The organism is Colwellia sp. MB3u-41, from assembly GCF_014076845.1.
Classification (GTDB): domain Bacteria; phylum Pseudomonadota; class Gammaproteobacteria; order Enterobacterales; family Alteromonadaceae; genus Colwellia_A.
Window position 1 is genome coordinate 398,548 of the sequence record NZ_JACGUT010000082.1, and the last position, 18,490, is coordinate 417,037.

Annotated in this window: 22 protein-coding genes and 1 riboswitch; of the genes, 5 read left to right on the forward strand and 17 right to left on the reverse strand. The window is 37.8% G+C overall.

The features are described from left to right. Window positions 1-320: 320 nt before the first annotated feature. Complete coding sequence (locus tag H4J73_RS15565) at window positions 321-557, forward strand: hypothetical protein (RefSeq protein WP_182177231.1); 237 nt, start codon at window positions 321-323, stop codon at window positions 555-557. Window positions 558-715: 158 nt separating this feature from the next. Here H4J73_RS15565 and H4J73_RS15570 read toward each other — a convergent pair whose 3' ends face one another. The 8 genes from H4J73_RS15570 to H4J73_RS15605 form a co-directional block, all read right to left on the reverse strand. Further along, a complete protein-coding gene (locus tag H4J73_RS15570) occupies window positions 716-988 on the reverse strand; it encodes a hypothetical protein (RefSeq protein ID WP_182177232.1) in 273 nt (90 codons plus the stop codon). Between the two features lie 79 nt (window positions 989-1,067). Next, window positions 1,068-1,322: an HDOD domain-containing protein gene (locus H4J73_RS15575; RefSeq protein ID WP_310649638.1), complete on the reverse strand. Its 255-nt coding sequence runs from the start codon at window positions 1,320-1,322 to the stop codon at window positions 1,068-1,070. An 850-nt stretch (window positions 1,323-2,172) separates the two neighbouring features. Beyond that, window positions 2,173-2,252: riboswitch (cyclic di-GMP riboswitch) on the reverse strand. Window positions 2,253-2,497: 245 nt separating this feature from the next. Continuing rightward, complete coding sequence (locus tag H4J73_RS15580; RefSeq protein WP_182177234.1) at window positions 2,498-4,042, reverse strand: EAL domain-containing protein; 1,545 nt, start codon at window positions 4,040-4,042, stop codon at window positions 2,498-2,500. A gap of 306 nt (window positions 4,043-4,348) precedes the next feature. Then, entirely contained in the window at window positions 4,349-6,634 is a 2,286-nt protein-coding gene (locus tag H4J73_RS15585) for a xanthine dehydrogenase family protein molybdopterin-binding subunit (RefSeq protein ID WP_182177235.1), read from the reverse strand. 5 nt (window positions 6,635-6,639) lie between these two features. Further along, window positions 6,640-7,134 carry a (2Fe-2S)-binding protein gene (locus tag H4J73_RS15590; protein ID WP_182177236.1) on the reverse strand — a complete coding sequence of 165 codons (495 nt, stop codon included), beginning with the start codon at window positions 7,132-7,134 and terminating at the stop codon, window positions 6,640-6,642. Between the two features lie 28 nt (window positions 7,135-7,162). Then, window positions 7,163-8,191, reverse strand: coding sequence for an XdhC family protein (locus tag H4J73_RS15595; protein ID WP_182177237.1), 1,029 nt, complete (start codon window positions 8,189-8,191; stop codon window positions 7,163-7,165). A gap of 240 nt (window positions 8,192-8,431) precedes the next feature. Next, on the reverse strand, window positions 8,432-9,217 hold the full coding sequence (locus tag H4J73_RS15600; protein WP_182177238.1) for an oxidoreductase: 786 nt from the start codon (window positions 9,215-9,217) through the stop codon (window positions 8,432-8,434). 86 nt (window positions 9,218-9,303) lie between these two features. Next, window positions 9,304-10,635, reverse strand: a complete 1,332-nt coding sequence (locus H4J73_RS15605; RefSeq protein WP_182223564.1) for an aldehyde dehydrogenase — start codon at window positions 10,633-10,635, stop codon at window positions 9,304-9,306. A 133-nt stretch (window positions 10,636-10,768) separates the two neighbouring features. Between H4J73_RS15605 and H4J73_RS15610 the strand changes: the two genes are divergently transcribed. After that, window positions 10,769-11,125, forward strand: a complete 357-nt coding sequence (locus H4J73_RS15610) for a helix-turn-helix domain-containing protein (RefSeq protein WP_182177240.1) — start codon at window positions 10,769-10,771, stop codon at window positions 11,123-11,125. 111 nt (window positions 11,126-11,236) lie between these two features. Here H4J73_RS15610 and H4J73_RS15615 read toward each other — a convergent pair whose 3' ends face one another. Further along, window positions 11,237-12,115, reverse strand: coding sequence for a DMT family transporter (locus tag H4J73_RS15615; protein WP_182177241.1), 879 nt, complete (start codon window positions 12,113-12,115; stop codon window positions 11,237-11,239). 347 nt (window positions 12,116-12,462) lie between these two features. Between H4J73_RS15615 and H4J73_RS15620 the strand changes: the two genes are divergently transcribed. Continuing rightward, complete coding sequence (locus H4J73_RS15620) at window positions 12,463-12,711, forward strand: DUF3297 family protein (RefSeq protein ID WP_182177242.1); 249 nt, start codon at window positions 12,463-12,465, stop codon at window positions 12,709-12,711. Between the two features lie 232 nt (window positions 12,712-12,943). Here H4J73_RS15620 and H4J73_RS21045 read toward each other — a convergent pair whose 3' ends face one another. Continuing rightward, entirely contained in the window at window positions 12,944-13,030 is an 87-nt protein-coding gene (locus H4J73_RS21045) for a hypothetical protein (protein ID WP_310649957.1), read from the reverse strand. Here H4J73_RS21045 and H4J73_RS20835 point away from each other — a divergent pair. Together H4J73_RS20835 and H4J73_RS15630 are read left to right on the forward strand one after the other, a co-directional pair. After that, on the forward strand, window positions 12,996-13,280 hold the full coding sequence (locus H4J73_RS20835; protein WP_310649639.1) for a hypothetical protein: 285 nt from the start codon (window positions 12,996-12,998) through the stop codon (window positions 13,278-13,280). The genes H4J73_RS21045 and H4J73_RS20835 overlap by 35 nt on opposite strands. Before the next feature lie 302 nt (window positions 13,281-13,582). Further along, complete coding sequence (locus H4J73_RS15630) at window positions 13,583-13,858, forward strand: hypothetical protein (RefSeq protein ID WP_182177243.1); 276 nt, start codon at window positions 13,583-13,585, stop codon at window positions 13,856-13,858. A gap of 43 nt (window positions 13,859-13,901) precedes the next feature. Here H4J73_RS15630 and H4J73_RS15635 read toward each other — a convergent pair whose 3' ends face one another. The 7 genes from H4J73_RS15635 to H4J73_RS15665 all read right to left on the reverse strand — a co-directional run bounded on the left by H4J73_RS15635 (window position 13,902) and on the right by H4J73_RS15665 (window position 18,476). Further along, window positions 13,902-14,450, reverse strand: coding sequence for a TrmH family RNA methyltransferase (locus tag H4J73_RS15635; RefSeq protein ID WP_182177244.1), 549 nt, complete (start codon window positions 14,448-14,450; stop codon window positions 13,902-13,904). Window positions 14,451-14,580: 130 nt separating this feature from the next. Continuing rightward, on the reverse strand, window positions 14,581-15,183 hold the full coding sequence (locus tag H4J73_RS15640; RefSeq protein ID WP_182177245.1) for a flavin reductase family protein: 603 nt from the start codon (window positions 15,181-15,183) through the stop codon (window positions 14,581-14,583). Next, window positions 15,173-15,622: an SMI1/KNR4 family protein gene (locus H4J73_RS15645; RefSeq protein ID WP_182177246.1), complete on the reverse strand. Its 450-nt coding sequence runs from the start codon at window positions 15,620-15,622 to the stop codon at window positions 15,173-15,175. The genes H4J73_RS15640 and H4J73_RS15645 overlap by 11 nt, the downstream gene beginning before the upstream one ends. Before the next feature lie 308 nt (window positions 15,623-15,930). Further along, complete coding sequence (murA, locus tag H4J73_RS15650) at window positions 15,931-17,193, reverse strand: UDP-N-acetylglucosamine 1-carboxyvinyltransferase (RefSeq protein ID WP_182177247.1); 1,263 nt, start codon at window positions 17,191-17,193, stop codon at window positions 15,931-15,933. 28 nt (window positions 17,194-17,221) lie between these two features. Then, complete coding sequence (locus H4J73_RS15655) at window positions 17,222-17,479, reverse strand: BolA family protein (protein WP_182177248.1); 258 nt, start codon at window positions 17,477-17,479, stop codon at window positions 17,222-17,224. Window positions 17,480-17,503: 24 nt separating this feature from the next. Next, window positions 17,504-17,806 (reverse strand): lipid asymmetry maintenance protein MlaB, encoded by a 303-nt coding sequence (locus H4J73_RS15660; RefSeq protein ID WP_182177249.1) that lies wholly within the window; start codon window positions 17,804-17,806, stop codon window positions 17,504-17,506. A 37-nt stretch (window positions 17,807-17,843) separates the two neighbouring features. Further along, the gene (locus tag H4J73_RS15665) at window positions 17,844-18,476 is read right to left on the reverse strand and encodes an ABC transporter substrate-binding protein (protein WP_259366600.1); all 633 of its coding nucleotides are present in this window, start codon (window positions 18,474-18,476) and stop codon (window positions 17,844-17,846) included. Window positions 18,477-18,490 lie beyond the last annotated feature (14 nt).

Below are 18,490 nucleotides of genomic sequence, written 5' to 3' on the forward strand. Positions count from 1 at the left end.
ATCTAACAGAGTAAAGAGCCAAAACTACAGGCGTTATAGATGTATATTTGAGCTGACGATAATAAAGTGTAAGGTTGTAAAGGGATTTAGATAATAATAAATAAACTAAACTTTTCAAATAGCATAGTCCTTCGTACATCTTCGTCTACCGTTATTTTTTACCAAATCACGGGGCGCGGTTTGAGCTATGACTAATATTAAAAATAGTGATACCAGTCGGTCTATTGGTCTAGGGGGGTAACATTACCAACAACTGGATCGCAGCACTAAAATATATTGATTTGGGAGACGGGCCTTCAACCGTCAAGGGTGATGCGCTTATGGCTGGTGAATACCACTACAGAGTCTCTCAGGTGGTGCCTATTTTAGTAGAGGGCGTAACAAGTGATGCCCATTATTATGTATTTCAGGGAGAGCCGTTTACTGCCGGTGTTTTATTGGGTGTGATCACTTGGAAAAATAATGTTACCAGCACCTGTCAAGAGCAACGTATTGTGTATGATAAAACGGGCGCTGACATTTATTGCGGTGTTGAAGCAGTGTATAAAATAAATTAATGATTAAAAATAATTATTTAAGGCCCATTATTGTATCTAAGCGGTGCCTTAGGAGGGAAGGATTATGGATGACCAAAACCAACCGTTTAACGGCAATAGTGACGGTTATTTCTATCTAAGAAGCGGCATAAAGTATCATAGACTTTATTCAAATCGGTTTACTCAAAATCTGTCACAGGTTCGTCATTATATTTACATGCCAACACCAATCCATTTTGATAGTAATCAGCTAATTCTTCATAATTAACATTAATACTTTCCGCATTTCTTTTAGTGTTATACCAACGGCCTTTTTCATAATAGCTAATCGTGCTAAGAATATATTTTAACGTAGAGGATTTTTCGCTTGTTAGTGCTGAGACTACCTCAGCAGGTAACGATAAGCTATTCACTATTTTATCAAGTAGTGCATCTAGCATTGCATCTAACAAAGAAAACAACCCAACCAGAAAAATCACCTCTGTATGTTCAGGTATCGTTTTCTCTGCGATTAATTCACAAAATCTTGCTCTAATAATAGCGAGTCGAGTTAATTATTTTGGCTTTTGTAGCTAACGACCCAGCAAATAAAAGTAGAATTAATTTCTTGGTTTGGGCTTCGCCTAAATATCTTAATGCGCTTTTTATCTCTTGGCTTATCGGTAAGATACCAGAATTAATAAATTTAAATAACTTAAAGGAAAGCCCTACATCTCGCTCAAAATAACTGGTGATACGTTTAATATTCAATGTTATTCTCAGGCATTCTTGAATCAAACTTAACAAAATGGGTTGGTGGCTATCTATTTATTACTTTCTGACATTTAAGGTCGATAAAAGTAATACCCTTGATAAAATTAAAACCTAATTTTTTTCTTGTAAAAATTATTCTTTAGGCTCGACTTTTTGGCCAGAATATTAAGATTTTTTCTCGCTTTTAGCTTCTTAATTAATGGAGATATTTTATCAAGTAGCGTAGCTTGAGTATCAACTTAATCAGTTTCATTAAATTGAAAAAACAATTCCATTCAGGCTTATAAACAAAGTCATCTCAGACTAAATGGTAACCTTGGTGATATAAATCTTTACATACTTGATAAACGTCATCAGAAGGGGAAAACGGTCTCAAGTATTTCTATCACGACTCCTTTGGCGGTAAAATTAAAGGTAACCCCTTTAAAATAGACTCTTCAGGGAAGTTAATTAAGGCGAGTTTATTATCAGTTATTAATCCTAACACTTGATTGAGATGAGTTTTCATAATTAATGTTGACGTTGCTTTATGGGGATTAATTGATGAAAAGGACTTTTCAGGTCCGCCTCGATATAGCTTGAGTATAAAAAATCGAAGATTTTAAACGTGTTGTTAATATGTCGAGCTGATCCAATTCTTCTTGTACATCAGCAAAACTTATATTTTTTTAACCAAAGCAAACGTATTTATAAATAAGTTTGCTTTCGTTAAAACGCTGATAATGAAGTAAATAAACCAAGTGTTTTAGTATAAAAAAATAGAAATCCATTTATGATTTACACGTAAATTTGAATAAACAAGAAAAGCGCATAAAAGAAAGTTAGAACGCGAGAGAAAGTCCCTCTGGGAAACGTATAGTAGAAAATAAATATACGTAATAACCTTGGTAGCCCCACTACCTAATCTGCAGTAGAATGCTAGCTTTGCGTCCTGCTCTCACGATCAGTTTGCTATTAATCTGTTATCTTTGCATTGAAGATGAAATTACAATAAATCACCAGGGAAAATAAAAGTATTAAATAACAATAGCTAACAATGAAAAAAGTTTCTACTTTTAAAAAATAGAAATTCATTACCCCAGTATTTACTGAGGCTTTATCAATGAGCATTGGAAAAAATTGTCTTTCTTCAAACTTTTATACATGAATGGTAAATGGGTCACAGTGAAATTTCACTATTTGTGTCAAATTAAGCTCATGCTCCTATGCTATTCAGTAAACTTGTAATCACTATTACTGAGTAAATAATATTTAAACTCTTTAAAGGGTAAAGCTTTTGCGTAATACCAACCTTGTCCAAGTTCAATATCCATTTTCAATAACTCATCAACTTGCAACCTATTTTCAATGCCTTCAGCAATAATAGTTGCTTCTAATTTTTCTGCTATCGAAACAATATTAGGGATTAATGTTGACCGAATAGAACCTGTTTCCACTTCATCAATAAATGACTTATCTACTTTTAATGTATCAATATCTAACAACTTTAACTGAGACAAATTAGAGTAACCTGTACCAAAGTCATCGATAGATATTTTTATATGGCTTTTTGAAAGTTTTTCTAATGTATCTCCTACCTTACTATAATGTAACTCTTCGTCTTCTGTTACCTCAAAGCAAATTTGCAAGTTAGGCGTTATATTTTTTAACAGCTCAACACCTTTAAGAATATTGCCATTATTAATATCTTTTGGAAAAACATTAATTGAGAGGTAAAATGGTTTATCAATCACTTTAATCTCTTTAAAATCATGTATTGCTTGTAAAATAAGATGTTCCGTCATAAGCCAAGACATGTCTAATTCACTCACGACAGAAATAAATTGATCAGGGTAAATGGGACCAATATGATCTTCAAATCGCGCAAGTAGCTCACACCCCATAACTCTCCCTGTTTTTAGTTCAATTATAGGCTGATAATGAGGTTTAATGCCTTTAAAAGATAAGCCTAATTTTATTCTTCTTTTCGTACTATAGATGTAACTGTAAATCGATTGATAAGCATGCAAAGTAGCAACGCCTGAGACTAAAGATATAAACATTAAAATTAATAAAACAGAACCAACTTGAAATTCTGAAAAGTTTTTCTGCTGAATAACCACACATATTATCCCTTTAGGGGCACATAATTCTAAAGAGTGTAATAACAGTCCCGTACTGAAATGAGGCTTACCCGTTTTTGCTTTTTGTTGATAAAGACCCTGTATTCCGAAAAGGTGTGTTATTTCATTACCCTTAACAGCTAATAACTCATACTCTTTAAATTTTCTGTGTTCATATAAAAGCCCTTTGAACGACGCGACTATATTGTACTTATCCTTACGTATAACAATACCTTGGAGTGTTCTATCAAAGGTAATCAATTTATGATTAAACCAAAACTTATGGCCGTCGATTATCAGATTAGGTGAGGTTTCTTTTATAGGTTTCGTTAAGAGGCCGATACCCGTTGTACAGGTTAATAAATCATTGCTAAGGAAACCAATATCTTTAATATCGTTCGATTCAAATTGATATTTTCGCATCGCCAATAAGTTTTCAGTGGAGCAGTTAGAAAAACCTTTGTTATTTAATGACGCTAAAACACTATATCCTTGCTCTGTGGTATGAACTAAATCGGCAAGTATATTCTCTCCCTGTTCAAAAAGCTGACTTTTTAAGATGTAGGAATATATGAAAAATATGATCATTAAACTAATAAGTACACCAAATAAAAATGCTAAATACTTTGTAATTGAACCCATTCGTTGCATTTAATCGACCTCAAAAAATTCCATAACATAATGATAATAAGGATTTAATATTTTATTTTATTTTTAGTTATAGATTACTTTTTATCAAAACGCGAGAGTTTAATATTATGCATGTAGCTACTCTGTAATCTCGCTGAGAAATAAACCCTTTATAGTGCAATAGTCTGCTGTGACTTGCTTAACCTTTATGACCTTTCATAAAAAAAGCCCTTAGTGCGTATTAGCGACACTAAGGGCTTTAATATATCAACGAATAAAGGTTAGTTTACTTATCGCCATTACTGTAAAGTAATAATGAACGATGGCTTAAGCACCTTTTAACGCTTCAGCGCTAATAGGAAGATCTCGCACTCTAACTCCTGTTATTTGAAAAATAGCATTGCCGATGGCAGGCGCTATCGCTATCACTCCAGGCTCACCCAAACCAACAGGAAACTCATCACTTTCTACAAATTCAATATCCAACTCAGGCATATCATTCATACGCAATGGTGAGTAAGTATGTAGATTAGTATTACTCACCTGACCATTTTCTATTGGGCTTTGCTCATGTAATGCTAAGCTCGTTCCCCAGAGCATAGAACCTTGTACTTGCGCTAATGCGCCATCGGGATGAACAATAACACCTGCATCAGCAACCATAGTGAGTTTTTTAACCGTTACTTTCCCTGAGCTTGGTTCAACATGTACCTGTGCCGCACAAGCCATCCAAGCTGGCATAGTTCTTTCTTGTCCTGCACTGATTGCAATACCAACACCTTCATTTTTTGCTAGTTTAACATTCTTTGTTTTTTGCTTAAGTATGTTCAACACATTCGCTAATCGCTTGGCACCACCTACACTTTCAGGCGCTTTACCTGCTTGTTTACCTAGACCATCGAGCATTGATAAACGAAAATCAATCGGATCAGCTTTCATTTGATGCGCAATTTCATCAATAAACGACTCCACTCCCCAGACAATCCAACCTTGACCCACTGATCTTAAAAATCCAGGTAAAATAGTTTGCTGTGCTAGATCATTATTAATCGCTCGTACACGATTATTTTCTATGCTGTACCAGTGATCAGCACCGCTTGTTGAAAAAGGGTCTACACGAATCTTTTTATCTAGACTTTCAGGCATAAACCCTGGCGCCATTGTTAAAGTTGGCCAGCCAGCAGCAAAGACATGCTCCATACCGGTCAGTTGATTCTCTTGGTCAAATGAAGCTCGAAATGAAGCAACAGAGGGTGATCTAGGTTGATCAAATCTAGAATCATCTTCTCGAGTAAAGACCATTTTCACTGGTTTACCAACCGCTTTAGAGGTCAGCACAGCAGGAATGGCATAATCGCCAAACAAACGGCGACCAAATCCACCCCCTAAATATTGCTGGTGCATAACGATTTTATCGTCAGCAACTTGTAGCGCTTTGGCGATCGCTGGCAAAGTTAACGATTGCCATTGATTACCCGTGTAAACGTGCCAGAGACCATCTTTCTCTTCCACTGTTGCATTAACTGGCTCTAGAGCAAAGTGTAACGCGGTATGCGTACGATAAGTCGCTTCGATAGTTTTAGCGGCTTTCGCTCTCGCTGCTGAAAAATCGCCCTCGTTAACAAACAAGCCACCTTCACTCTCATCAGCAACTAAACGCTCACCTTCTTTTATAATATCTTGCTCACTGACTTTAGCTGTTTTACCTGCTTGATAACTTACCTTTAAAGCATCACCGGCTTTTATCGCGCCATAATATGTATCGGCTTGAACACTAACCCAACCTTGAATCAGGTCACTGGGGTCTTTTAAAATATGATAACCAAGATAACCTTTTACCTTTTTGGCAGCACTATCATCAACATTTGTTACTTTACTACCGTATCGGGTAGGCGGAAGAATAGGCCGAGCATAGACCATACCAGCCAATTCGACATCAATACCATAAACGGCTGAGCCATTAGTCTTAGCAGGGATATCAAGCGCTAAACCAGGTTTTCCAACGAGCGTTCTTTTACTTGCTGGCTTAAGTGGTAATGCGTCAATTTCTTCTGGAGTAAAAGCACGGTTAAACGTACCTTTGGCAACGATATCACCAAAACTAATTGAACGGTCTTGGTAAACGACTGCTCCATTCTCAGCACGACATTGGTCAACAGGGCAATTTAATATTTTGGCTGCGGCTTCTATTAATGCAATACGACCTGCGGCGCCGGCTTGAGAAAGAGGTTTAAATGTTTGAAATACAGACCACGACCCCCCTGTAACCATATATCCCCATTTAGGATCAGTATCTACATGAGTTATCGATACTTTCGACCAATCAGCACCTAATTCATCAGCAACAACGCGAGCAAGCGCAGTACCAATATGTTGTCCCATTTCAGCCTTAGCGATATTTATGTTAATTTCACCCATAGGATTAATTTCAAACCAAACGGTGGGTGAAAACAATTTACTTTGTAGCGTTTCTTGTGGGCTTAACGTTAAACTCGCTGCGCTAGCAAGTGGCGCAAAAGCCATGACAAGTGAACTGCTAACGGTACCCACTAAAAAACGACGGCGAGATAAGCTGACATTATTTTTTGCATCTTTAATATTTTGCATTGTCATACGCCCTATGATTGTTGTGTTGAAGAGGTGGGATCAAAATACTGCACATCAGCTGACATAACATCTGCAGCACTGCTAATCGCACTTTTAATACGAGCATATGCCATACAGCGACACAAATTACCGCTCATATGGTCAACTATTTCTTGTTCACTCGGCGATGGATTTTTTGCTAGCAATGTTGCTGCTTGCATGATTTGTCCCGATTGGCAGTAACCACATTGGGGGACCTGTTCATCAATCCATGTTTTTTGTAATGGATGATTGTTATTCAACCCCTCTATTGTGGTTATATTCTTATTCATCGCCGCTTGTAATGGAAAAGAACATGTTCTAACTGCAGCGCCGTCAATGTGTACAGTACAGGCCCCACACATGCCAATACCGCAACCAAATTTTGTTCCTTTAAAACCAAGTTCGTCACGAATAACCCATAACAGCGGTGTGTCGCCCTCGGAAGTAGAGGAAACATCTTTCCCATTTAACTTGAATGCAATCATATTTGTCTCTCCAATAAGTGAGTTGAAATTAACAACTCATAAATTTATTAAGTACACCACTTATTGAAGTGGCTGTTTTTTTATTTAAGCTTGCTTGGCACTCACTAATAATCGATAAAGCGATGCTCTCAGGATACTCATCACCTAAGTCAAGCCCCGCAGGACCAGACAACGTGACCGTTAACGCCTCTTCTTTAAGTTTTGCAACGTCCAATACCTGATTTTTTCGATGGGTGGGGCCCAACAACGCCATATAACTGATTGTTTCTTGTTGTAATACCGATAGACATGCGGCATCTAAAGAAACACTATGGCTCATTAAAATGACCGCATCAACAAGCTTGTTACGCGCATACTCACCAACTGATTCAACGCTCCCCTTAAGAATAGTATCTGCGGCTGTAAAGTAATTTTTTCTTGCATTGGCCGCTCTAGGGTCCCATAGACTTACTGTCCAACCTAAAGTAGATGCTATATCAACAACTGGGCGAGCATCAACACCGCCGCCAATAACCAATAAGTGTGGCACAGGTTTAATTGGAGTAGATAACCATTGCTGATTATTTTTTTCTACAAGTACGGGCTTAACTGATGGTGTCGTTTGTGTTGCATCTGTTTGTTCGGTGAAATAAGCTTGTGTACTGCTTGCTGATATTTCTTGAAAATAAGTACCTGATTTACGTTTAGCTAATGCCTGATAAACAACTAATAATGAAAGGTAATCGTTTTGTTGATTAATTGCTTGTAGCAATATATGAACTTTACCACCACAACCAATACCTAACTGAAATGATAAATCATCTTCATCGCTACCGTCATAAGTTAACAAACTAGGCTTATTACTACTCATACAAGCTTTAGCATGAATCAGTATGTCTCCTTCAATACAGCCACCACTTAACATACCAAATTGTTGACCTAGGCTGTTAAACAACATCATCGCACCGGTTTTTCTATAACTAGAGCCTTCTGTTTTGTATACAACTCCCAGAACCCATTCATAGTTGTCTTTATTTTCTTGCCACTTTTCCAACAAATGAAATAGCTGACTAGCCATACATTGACACCTTTCTACTGTGTATATTTACATTAATTGCTCTTTAGCATGGACTACAAAACAATTGTAGTACAAAATAAACCCAGTTCACTGTTTTAATTTGTGAACATTACCGCTAAAGAACCTCTGATAAACCAAGTATTACCAAACGGTTTATCTAAGGCTAAATCACTAAAAAAAATCATCTATTTAAATTTTAGATGATTGGTGTATTTAGCCCTGTTGTATAATTAAGTCTGCTTAAAGTTCAAACAAAACATCACTGCGAATTATATATTTAATACCTTCCGTAATTGGCACTGAACTGTGTATACAATGCAACGGGTGCATGCCATGAGGAAAGCACAATATACCACCAGCGGGGGTGCGAATATCAACGTTTTTAACTTTGTCGTTCCTCATTGCTGGTTTAGTTGCATCATCAGCATTCACTAAGAAACGTGTTTCTCCCCCTTGAAAATTTTCACTTAAGAAGATTAAACAAGTCATTTGACTATAAAGTTCAGGGTAAGCATTAGTAATCAACTGGTCGTTAATAACACGGCTTCCTGGCCAAGAGCCATCAGAATGAGGCTTGAAATAATCATCAGGGTTATATCGATAAAAGCGAAAACGCGCATTAATACCTAACGCTTTACTGCCAGCAAAAATAGCCTGTCGGTCATCCATAAAATGCGCCATACGCTGCCAAATAATACCATCTGTTTGCTCATCAACTATCCAAGTTAAACTGTCATTGTGGCGAACACTTCGTGGCAAAGAAACAGCCGCATCAGGCAAGAACGTTAACTGTTCACTAATACTGATCAGCGCTTCACATTCCTCTTTGCTCAATACATTCAATAACTGAAATGCACCAGGCACCTGCGCCAAATCATGTCGTTTAATATGACTGGTATCAAATTTATCATTCAATTTCGCTGGGTTTGATTGACGGTTACCCCATGCAGGTAAAGCAGGGTGTTCTGCGCCAGGCTCTAAAGCCGCGACAAAAAAATCAGCGACTGTGTCTATTTTTACATTCATATTTTACTCTATCAGTAACAGTTGTTAGGTATTGCTGCATATCTTTTGTTAAGCAATCGACAATTAAACTTATTGAGTTAAAACACTTATTTGCTAATAATTCTCAATTGCGAAAATTGTCGATGACCAGCAGCTGTGCCATGAAAGCCAAAGCCACTTTGCTTGGCGCCAACCCATGGTCCTGGACCACCTGCACCTTGATTAATTGCCACCATGCCTGCTTCCATTTGCTCAGCAACGTTATTTGCGTCTGAGCCACCAAAGACCACCGCACCTAAACCATATGGGCTGGCATTGGCACGATCAATCGCCTCAGATAAAACGTTAAAACGACTTATAGCTACAATTGGACCAAAGGTTTCATCTTGCTCTAAAAGCATATCTGGCGTTATACCGGTCACGACAGTTGGCTGTATAAAGGGCAGTTCATAATGATGGCTTCCCAACAAAAACGCCGCGCCTTTGGCATGGGCATCTTTTAATTGAGACAGCACTTTCGCATGCTGTTTAGGGTTAACAATTGGACCAATATTGACATTTTCTTCATCCCAAGCTCCGGCTTGATAGCGAGATGCAAAGGCAACGACTTTATGCTCAAACTCATCAGCTATACGTTCGTCAACATAAATACGCTCTGTAGAAGTACACATTTGTCCAGTATTTTCAAAAGAGCTCGCTACGGCAAATTGTACTGCCTTGTCAATATCAGCACTTGCCATCACAATGAGTGGGTCGTTGCCACCCAATTCCATCACTAAACGTTTAAGCCCTGAAGCAGCGCTTGCCATAATATGCTTACCTGCACCAAGGGAACCTGTGAAAGCAACCATATTGATATCGGCATTAACTAAAGCTTTGCCCGTTTCTGCATCGCCATGCACCACTTGTAATACGTTTTCAGGTAGTAGCTGGTTCAATGTTTTAATAAAAAGTTCAGCAACTAACGGTGTTTCTTCCGACGGTTTTAGCACAACACTATTACCCGCGATTAGTGCGGGCAACAACAAGTTGTTTGCCATAGCCAATGGATAGTTCCAAGGTGAAATAACAGCAACAACACCTAAAGGTCGGTATTGCATTTTAGTCTCGTGTCCGATTGACTCACTCGTTAGCGCTTGAGCGATTTCTTGTGTAAAATATTTCACATTCTGAATAGTGCCCGCTACTTCATACTTTGCTCTGCGGTGGTCTTTACCCATTTCTTTGCTGATCAATAATGCAAGCTGATCTTCAACTGAAATAAGACGTTCATAAGCCTGAACGACTTTTTGTTGACGTACTTCAAGAGGAAGTGCCGACCAATATTTTTGCGCTTTTTTTGCGCGCAAAACAACCGCTTGCATCTGCAAAGGTTCAGTAAGAGGAACATCACCCAATGGCGATCTGTTAATGGCATCATAAGAGGTGAGTGTTGGCATAAAATTTTTCCTAAAATGGCATTAATATTAATGCCTCTTGATAAGTAGCTCTATGGAGCAGTATTATGCTAGTGTGGTTAATAAAATCAACTAGTATACTTTTAGTAACCACTAAGATTATAAGTGAAATATAATGAAAAATACTATAAAAACAAAGGACAACGTAAATAAAATAAATCCTAAAAGCTGTGAGCAACCTTGTCTTATTGAGCGGGGTATGAGAGTACTAGGGGGTAAATGGAAAGCGTCTATTCTTTGGCATCTAAAAGATGGCCCGGTACGTTTTAACGAATTATCGCGGATGTTAGGTGGGGCAAGCAAGAAAATGGTTGATCAACGTCTAAAAGAGTTAGAAGTCCAAGGCTTAGTTACGCGAGAAGTCATTAGCGATCGTCCTATTGCTGTTGCTTATGAAATAACTGATTTTGGCCGCACAGCATTGGATATTCTAGAAAGACTCAAAGATTGGACCGAAGAAAATAATATTTAGCGATGCAGAGCGCTCAGTCATTAAGCCCTATCTTGTGCTGGCTAATAATAAATAAAGTCCCTCAAGTAAATTCATTGAGAACCTATAAATTTACTGGACAATCACTTCCCATTAAACGATTTTTTTCTTTTTTAATGCCAATTGAACAAAGTAATATCTCCCCAGAATAACCATCAAAATACCACCAAGAACCAACGCAGATGACTCAATTAACCGATGTGTAATAAGTTCGTTGGTAAAAATAACACCTCCTACGCCAGCAATCACTGGTACGAACAACTGAACAACAGCCGCTTGCGTGACAGAGAGTCCTCTAAGTGCGATATACCAGACAAAATAACCTATTCCAGAGGCTATAGCCCCAGACAAAATGGCAAATAAAATCCCTATTGAAGTTATATGAACATTATCAAGGCCAAAAATCACCAGTATTAAAATAAAAGGAGAGGTACGCAAAAAATTATAGGCCGTGTCGCTCAGAGGGTTTGTCGAGGTTCTGCCTAGCAGAGTATAAAGCCCCCAGGCAATACCTGAAATGGCCATGAGAATAAACCCAACAAATGATGGCGTCACTAAGCTTGGAATAATTAAATAAACAAAGCCTGTGAAGGCAATAACTAGGCCTGTCCATTCAGTAAAGTGAAGTTTATTTCCTGAAATAACATTCACCATAATCATCGTTATTTGAACGGCGCCAAAGAGAATAAGTGCTCCTGTTCCTGTATCTAATGACACATAGCCAAATGAAAAAGCAATAGCATAAATAAAGAGCATACTTGCCGCTAACCAACTTCCCTTCGTTGTCGGTTTTTTCTCATTTGATTTACTTGTTAGTTGCATTACGAGGATCAAAATAACAATGCCAGAAAGCAATCTTATAACGGTAAAACTCGTTGCATCAATCGCATTCTCGCCCAATGCTAATCTACATAGCACTGAGTTGGCTGCGAATGCCAAAAGCGCAAAGAGCGTACTCGCCAGAGTTTTCATATAATGTTTTTCAAAAGAGAAGGTCCTACTGTTTAGAACAACAACGTATGTAGCCAAAATTAAACGGGTGTATATATGTTTAATTGTTTATCAATGTTCAATAAAAGAGCAATAACAGGTGTTGTAAACACCATACTATTTTGACTTTTTCAAAAAAAACTGTTTTTTATCGACTTTATAATGAATGAAATCTATAACGACCCCACGTTAACACTTTTATCGGCGTTACAAACATTAATTTTATCAATTTTATAACGCTTGGTGCTAACATTTATGACTACGGCTATTGAGGGGTGTGCCTATATTGCCTACAATAGCGCCCTATCTATTTACTACAGGTCATGAACATGAACGACACTAAATCGCTACCTGATTTACCAGATCACCTTTCGGGTAATCCCCGCAGCCCGCATCATGTGGAAGAAATTTTTGAACACGATATTGGTATTCGTCTTAACGGTAAAGAGCGTTTTGATGTTGAAGAATATTGCATCAGTGAAGGTTGGGTAAAAGTTCCGATGAACAAAGCGTTAGACCGTCGTGGCCAACCACTTTTGGTAAAGATAAAAGGAACTGTTGAAGCATTTTATCGTTAATACCTATCAATGAAAACTGCACACTTGGTTAGCCTGGTATAAACAACTTAAAAGGGGTCAGTTAAGCTCTATGCTGACCCTATTTAACTTTAAAAATCAGCCAAACTTTATTTACAGGTTGAACTTACATATCTGCGGTTAAGTAAAAGAGGAGTAAACCTTTACAGGTATCATTAGTACCTGCACTTTTTAAAAATGGCCAATAACCAATCACTCTCTTTGTAATCTTTTTTTATTCATCTTTCAAACCCATTCTTTTTAGCAAAAAAATAATAGGACACCATTTGGTGAATGCCGATCGTATTAAGTTACCGCCAATAAAAGCGGTAAACCATAACCAATTAATTGATAATGAAACCGCTAGTCAGCGTTCCTGTGTTCAGTCGCAATGCATCGTTTATAGTCATGTTAACACCTTACAATATGATGAAAACAAACAACTCAGTATTATTACCTCGAATTTACTGACACCAAATCGCAATGCAAATAAATTAATACCGTTGATTAAACAGCGTAAAATGCCCACTGTTACCTCTATGGTATGCATATTTTTTCGCGATTGCCTTTAGTGGAGCAAGAGATTTGCTATTTAATTGAAAAAGAGGTGCCATCGATACATACAACAGTATAGTTACCCATAGGAGACAAAGTTCGTGTATATTTTCTACACCCTGCTCCACCAAGCCCAACCGATAACACTAAATCGGCACAGCGAGATGCTAAGTTGCTTGTTGTCGCGATGAGCGATGAGCATCGCTGACAGTAATCAACCCGTTATCGTGACTGGCGACCATAATCATGTTGCTTGATCAGCCACAACTGAATGTTTGGTAAAGTTAGTGGTTTACTTGACCCACGCGTTGGGCGATGAGTGTTCAACACTTTTCATGTCGATTACCCACTAGTTCGATGGCCTTTAGATCATTTATTTCACAGCAAAAATTTTACGCTACAAAAAAGTAAGCGTTTACCGTCAATGGGTTCAGATCATTTTCCTTTGCTCACTCGATTATCATTTACTGCGTTAAAGTGTAATAACCAAACAGGTATAAAAGCGAATAAGTCCAAGCATGAATGGGCGAAAGATAGATCAAAAGAAAACAATGTTAGGAAGAGTGATATGTCAAAGCCCAGCCAAGCTGACTAAAAATCATCACTCTTTTTACTTTCCCCGCACTTTGAATATCATCTTACAGCGCTAATTTCTTACGAATTTGATCAGTACATTCAGCTAAGACAATAGCGCCAGCAGTTGAAACATTCAAAGAGTTACCCATGCCAAACATAGAAATGTGTATTTGATGATGACTGAGCGTTAATGCTGCTTCGCTAACGCCCTTGCGTTCATTACCTAGTACTAATGCACAAGAAGATGGATATGTCATATCTTTATAGTCAACCGACTGCTGGCAGAGTTCAACACCAAAAACAGTATAACCATCGTCTATTAATATTTGTAAGCTTTCCGTTGTGCTATTGCTGTATTCAATTTCTACCCATTTAGCTTCATTTCTAGAGGCTTTTTTCAATTTTTTATCTGAGATAGTTAGCTCGCCACAGATAATGATTTTTTCAATAGCAAAAGCATCGGCTAAACGAATGAATGCACCGATATTGTAACTATTGGTGACATTGTCTAAAACCAATACTAAGGGAATTTTTGCCTGCTTTATGTATTCATCGCGGGGCGGTTTATCTTGTCTGATGTCTTCTTTACTTAACTGAATTTTTGAATGCATGTACATGGCTCTTATTAAATGCTCTAGACTGACGCAGTCGCGTTGATCAATCCATTAAAGTTATATTTTTTGGTACGGTAAATTATTGCTAAGTAAAACTCGCTAGTTCAGCGAGTTATTAGTGATGATTTCACGGTCGATTAAGCGCTAAATATTTTGTTGTGAGGGAATAACCATCCCCCCCCATTTTACCTACTGAGTCGATAAGCTCTTGGTTTATACCTTCATCACTGTATATATCATCTCTCACAAAAACAGACTTCACATCTAACAGTACAAGAGTGCCTCCAGCGGGTAAATCACCTAAACTGATAATTTCCCTCAAAGTACATTCGTAACGAATAGGTGACGCTTTAACTGAAGGTGGAGCGACTGTGCGACTAGTACTTTGCTCAATATCGGCCAGATCAAACTCACTTTCATTAATGCTAATACTCGCACTGGTTTGGTTCATTTGTTCCAGTAAGTGACTATTCACTATATTGATCACACATTCACCCGTTTCTCTTAAATTTTGTAAGGTATCTTTATCAACGCCAGTTCTTTGATTTACCTGTGTATAGAGAAGCACAGGAGGATTACAACTTGCCACGGTAAAAAATGAATAAGGAGCAAGGTTATCAACCCCCTCTTTTGAGCGTGTACTGATCCAAGCAATTGGTCTGGGGGTAACTCCACCATTTAGCAGGCGGTATTTTTCCTGAACACCAAGTTCGGTAATATCAAAGTTCATTAAACGCCTCTAGCCATTCGGTAAAAGAATTAGCGACTTTTTTAACGGTTGAAGCGCCATGGTCATAGAACCAAACGGCGCTGTCAACTTGCCTAGCTAAACAATCATTAAGCTTAAAGCAAAACATGCTGCCCTTGCAATCAGAGGCGAATAATATATGACCTTTCGGCATACCACCCATTTCATATAGCTTTGAAAGTGAGAAGACATCTTCTAAGCTTAAAAAATCTTGTACCTCAGAAATATCAACACCTAAATCGCAGATTTTAGTGAGAACATTAGGCGTGTGAACCAAACCGTAACTTGATATTAGGTACTTATATGAATCAGGTAAATAAGCCGCCAACTTGACTTCAAGCTCGTTAATATCTTCAATGGCTATTGGTACCATAGCGTTTTTACTGCCCCAATTTTTTACAAAAAGATCAATGCTATTCATCTGAATACTCTCATTATGTTGCGGTGTTATTTGTGTTGAACGCTTTATAATTTGACAATATATTGTGCTTTAACCAAACTTTCCCAAAAATAAACATAAAAAACTTCTACATGCTCAATATCTCGTATTCTAACAGTTTAAGAAAATACGATATAACTAATTAATGGGCTAAATAGCTTTGCTTGTTTGATAATTTCAGCTAAGAATAACACTGATAATCAGCAGCCAAGCTGTTCATTTTATGAAGTGATAAAAAAAGCACCTAAAAAGGTGCTTTAATAAAACGTATATTTTATCTTAACTACAGACTAACTTGCTTTTATACGCGTAATATTAGCGCCAAGTGCTTGCAGTTTATCTTCAATATTTTGATAACCGCGATCGATATGATAAATACGATCAACCTGTGTCTCTGAGGTCGCCACTAACCCAGCAATAACTAAACTTGCTGAAGCACGTAAGTCTGTTGCCATCACTTGTGCGCCATTTAACGATTCAACACCACAAGAAGTAGCCGTATTACCTTCAAGGCTGATATCAGCGCCCATGCGTTGTAATTCAGGAACATGCATGAAACGATTTTCAAAAATAGTCTCTGTTGTGGTTGCTTTGCCTTCAGCAATCACATTCAAGGTAACAAACTGTGCTTGCATATCAGTAGGAAAAGCAGGATGAGGAGCTGTACGAATATTGACCGCCCTTGGTCGTTGATTCATCGTTAACTCTATCCAATCATCACCTGTGGTAATTTCAGCACCTGATTCTTGCAGTTTACTTATTACTGCTTCCAATGCTTTAGGATCAGTATTTAGACATTTAACCTTGCCTTGAGTAACCGCAGCAGCAACTAAAAAAGTGCCCGTTTCGATACGGTCTGGCATAACTCGATACTCAACACCTGATAACTCAGCAACGCCATCAATCGTTAGTGTATCTGAACCTGCACCTGAAACTTTTGCGCCCATCGCGTTTAAGCAATTAGCTAAATCAACAATTTCAGGTTCACGTGCAGCATTTTCAATCGTGGTAATACCTTCTGCTAACGCTGCCGCCATCATTAAGTTCTCAGTACCCGTAACGCTGACCGTATCCATAAAGATAGTGGCACCTTGCAATCGCCCTTTATTACGAGCGATGATATAACCATTTTCAACGTCGATATCTGCACCCATTAGTTTCAAACCGTGAATATGTAAATTCACCGGTCTTGCACCAATAGCACAACCGCCGGGTAATGAAACTTCCGCATGGCCAAAACGCGCTAGTAGTGGCCCTAGAACCAAAATAGATGCACGCATCGTTTTAACTAATTCGTACGAGGCACGGCATTGATCAATAGTACTGCCATCAATCACTAATTGATTATCACCCGACCAATGCACTTTAGCGCCTAATTGGCTTAATAGTTTAATGGTGGTTTCAATATCATTTAACTTAGGTACGTTACTAAAAGTAATAGGTGTTTTAGAGAGAATGGCTGACATTAATATAGGTAAAGCAGCGTTTTTAGCGCCTGAAATGGTCACTTCACCGTTAAGAGCCGTACCACCTGTTATTTTGAATGCGTCCAATAGAATATTCTTATCTAGTTATGAAAATTTAAAGCGGGAGATTAAACATTTTTTCACGTTGCCAAACTGACGTTGTGAACGTTTTAATCGATACCGCATGAATTGCACCCGCTTTAATTGTTTCGGCTAAAGGCGCATATATTGCTTGTTGTTTCTTTACTCGGCTTAATTCGCCAAGAAAGTCGGCAACTGCGATCACTCTACATTGTGATCCATCAAATGCAACATGTAACTCATCAAGTTCAAGGGCATCATTAAGTAATCTTTCTATATCTGAAACTTCCACATTTATCTCCGGTTACTGACTAGACTAACGATCAGTTTTTGGTAAAAACATATCAACACAACTTAACTGGGCTAATTTTATTAAATCTTTTGGTAAGTTATCAAAAGTTAATTGGCAGTTAGTCTTATTACTTAATTCTAGCATGGCCAGTAGCCAGGCCAAACAAGCCGTGTCAACTTTTGAAACATTTGATAAATCAAAGATCAAGTTCCCTGATTTAATCAACTGCTTCGATTTTTTTTCAAATGAATTATCAATAGTTAATAAGGTTAATTCACCACTAAAAATAACCCGTGAATCTTTTTCAATAAAACTAATTTGCTTCACTTCAATTCCTAATTTTCACAGAAATAGCATAATAACGCTACTTAAAAACGATTTTTTGATCACTTTTTGTTTTTAACATTTCAGTAACGTACGGCAAACCTTTTTGACGGATCAAGCCACTCAGTTCTACTTCTTTACTGTCAAGTAAGCTAACGCCTTCTGCAACCATATCGTAAGCTTTCCATTCGTTCGTTGTGGTATTTCTTCTCACTCGAAACGAGATATCAATAGGAGGTCTACCTGGGTCTAAGACTGATGTTCTAACAGCAACTACTTTTGCTTCATCAAAATCTCTTTCAGGCTCAAATTCAACTGCTTGTTGCTTATACAAGGTAAAAACTTGTGCGTATGAGGTAACCAAATACTCTCTAAATACATCAACAAAATCAGCTCGACTTTGTGTAGTAGTTTGTTTAAAGTTTTTATAACCAATAACTTTCAATGCAGCATACCGGTAATTTATATAAGGCATCAGTTCTTCACGAACAATAACCTTTAGTATTTCTGGGTTCTTGCGAATCTCAGTTTGTTCATCAGAAAAACGTTTAAAAGTTACTTTTGCCACAGTTTCGATCATGGCGTATGGGTTTTTCTTGTCAACGTTATTTGCTGTCACGCTAAAACTACTAAATAAAGCGACCGCTATTATTGCTGTCAATAATTTTTTCATGATATTAATACTCT

What these genes read in the sequence shown, in the direction of transcription:
- H4J73_RS15565 (WP_182177231.1), top strand. Translation starts at nt 321, where the DNA reads ATGGCTGGTGAATACCACTACAGAGTCTCTCAGGTGGTGCCTATTTTA.
- H4J73_RS15580 (WP_182177234.1), bottom strand. Translation starts at nt 4,042, where the DNA reads ATGCAACGAATGGGTTCAATTACAAAGTATTTAGCATTTTTATTTGGT.
- H4J73_RS15585 (WP_182177235.1), bottom strand. Translation starts at nt 6,634, where the DNA reads ATGACAATGCAAAATATTAAAGATGCAAAAAATAATGTCAGCTTATCT.
- H4J73_RS15590 (WP_182177236.1), bottom strand. Translation starts at nt 7,134, where the DNA reads ATGATTGCATTCAAGTTAAATGGGAAAGATGTTTCCTCTACTTCCGAG.
- H4J73_RS15595 (WP_182177237.1), bottom strand. Translation starts at nt 8,191, where the DNA reads ATGGCTAGTCAGCTATTTCATTTGTTGGAAAAGTGGCAAGAAAATAAA.
- H4J73_RS15600 (WP_182177238.1), bottom strand. Translation starts at nt 9,217, where the DNA reads ATGAATGTAAAAATAGACACAGTCGCTGATTTTTTTGTCGCGGCTTTA.
- H4J73_RS15605 (WP_182223564.1), bottom strand. Translation starts at nt 10,635, where the DNA reads ATGCCAACACTCACCTCTTATGATGCCATTAACAGATCGCCATTGGGT.
- H4J73_RS15610 (WP_182177240.1), top strand. Translation starts at nt 10,769, where the DNA reads ATGAAAAATACTATAAAAACAAAGGACAACGTAAATAAAATAAATCCT.
- H4J73_RS15615 (WP_182177241.1), bottom strand. Translation starts at nt 12,115, where the DNA reads ATGAAAACTCTGGCGAGTACGCTCTTTGCGCTTTTGGCATTCGCAGCC.
- H4J73_RS15620 (WP_182177242.1), top strand. Translation starts at nt 12,463, where the DNA reads ATGAACGACACTAAATCGCTACCTGATTTACCAGATCACCTTTCGGGT.
- H4J73_RS15635 (WP_182177244.1), bottom strand. Translation starts at nt 14,450, where the DNA reads ATGCATTCAAAAATTCAGTTAAGTAAAGAAGACATCAGACAAGATAAA.
- H4J73_RS15640 (WP_182177245.1), bottom strand. Translation starts at nt 15,183, where the DNA reads ATGAACTTTGATATTACCGAACTTGGTGTTCAGGAAAAATACCGCCTG.
- H4J73_RS15645 (WP_182177246.1), bottom strand. Translation starts at nt 15,622, where the DNA reads ATGAATAGCATTGATCTTTTTGTAAAAAATTGGGGCAGTAAAAACGCT.
- H4J73_RS15665 (WP_259366600.1), bottom strand. Translation starts at nt 18,476, where the DNA reads ATGAAAAAATTATTGACAGCAATAATAGCGGTCGCTTTATTTAGTAGT.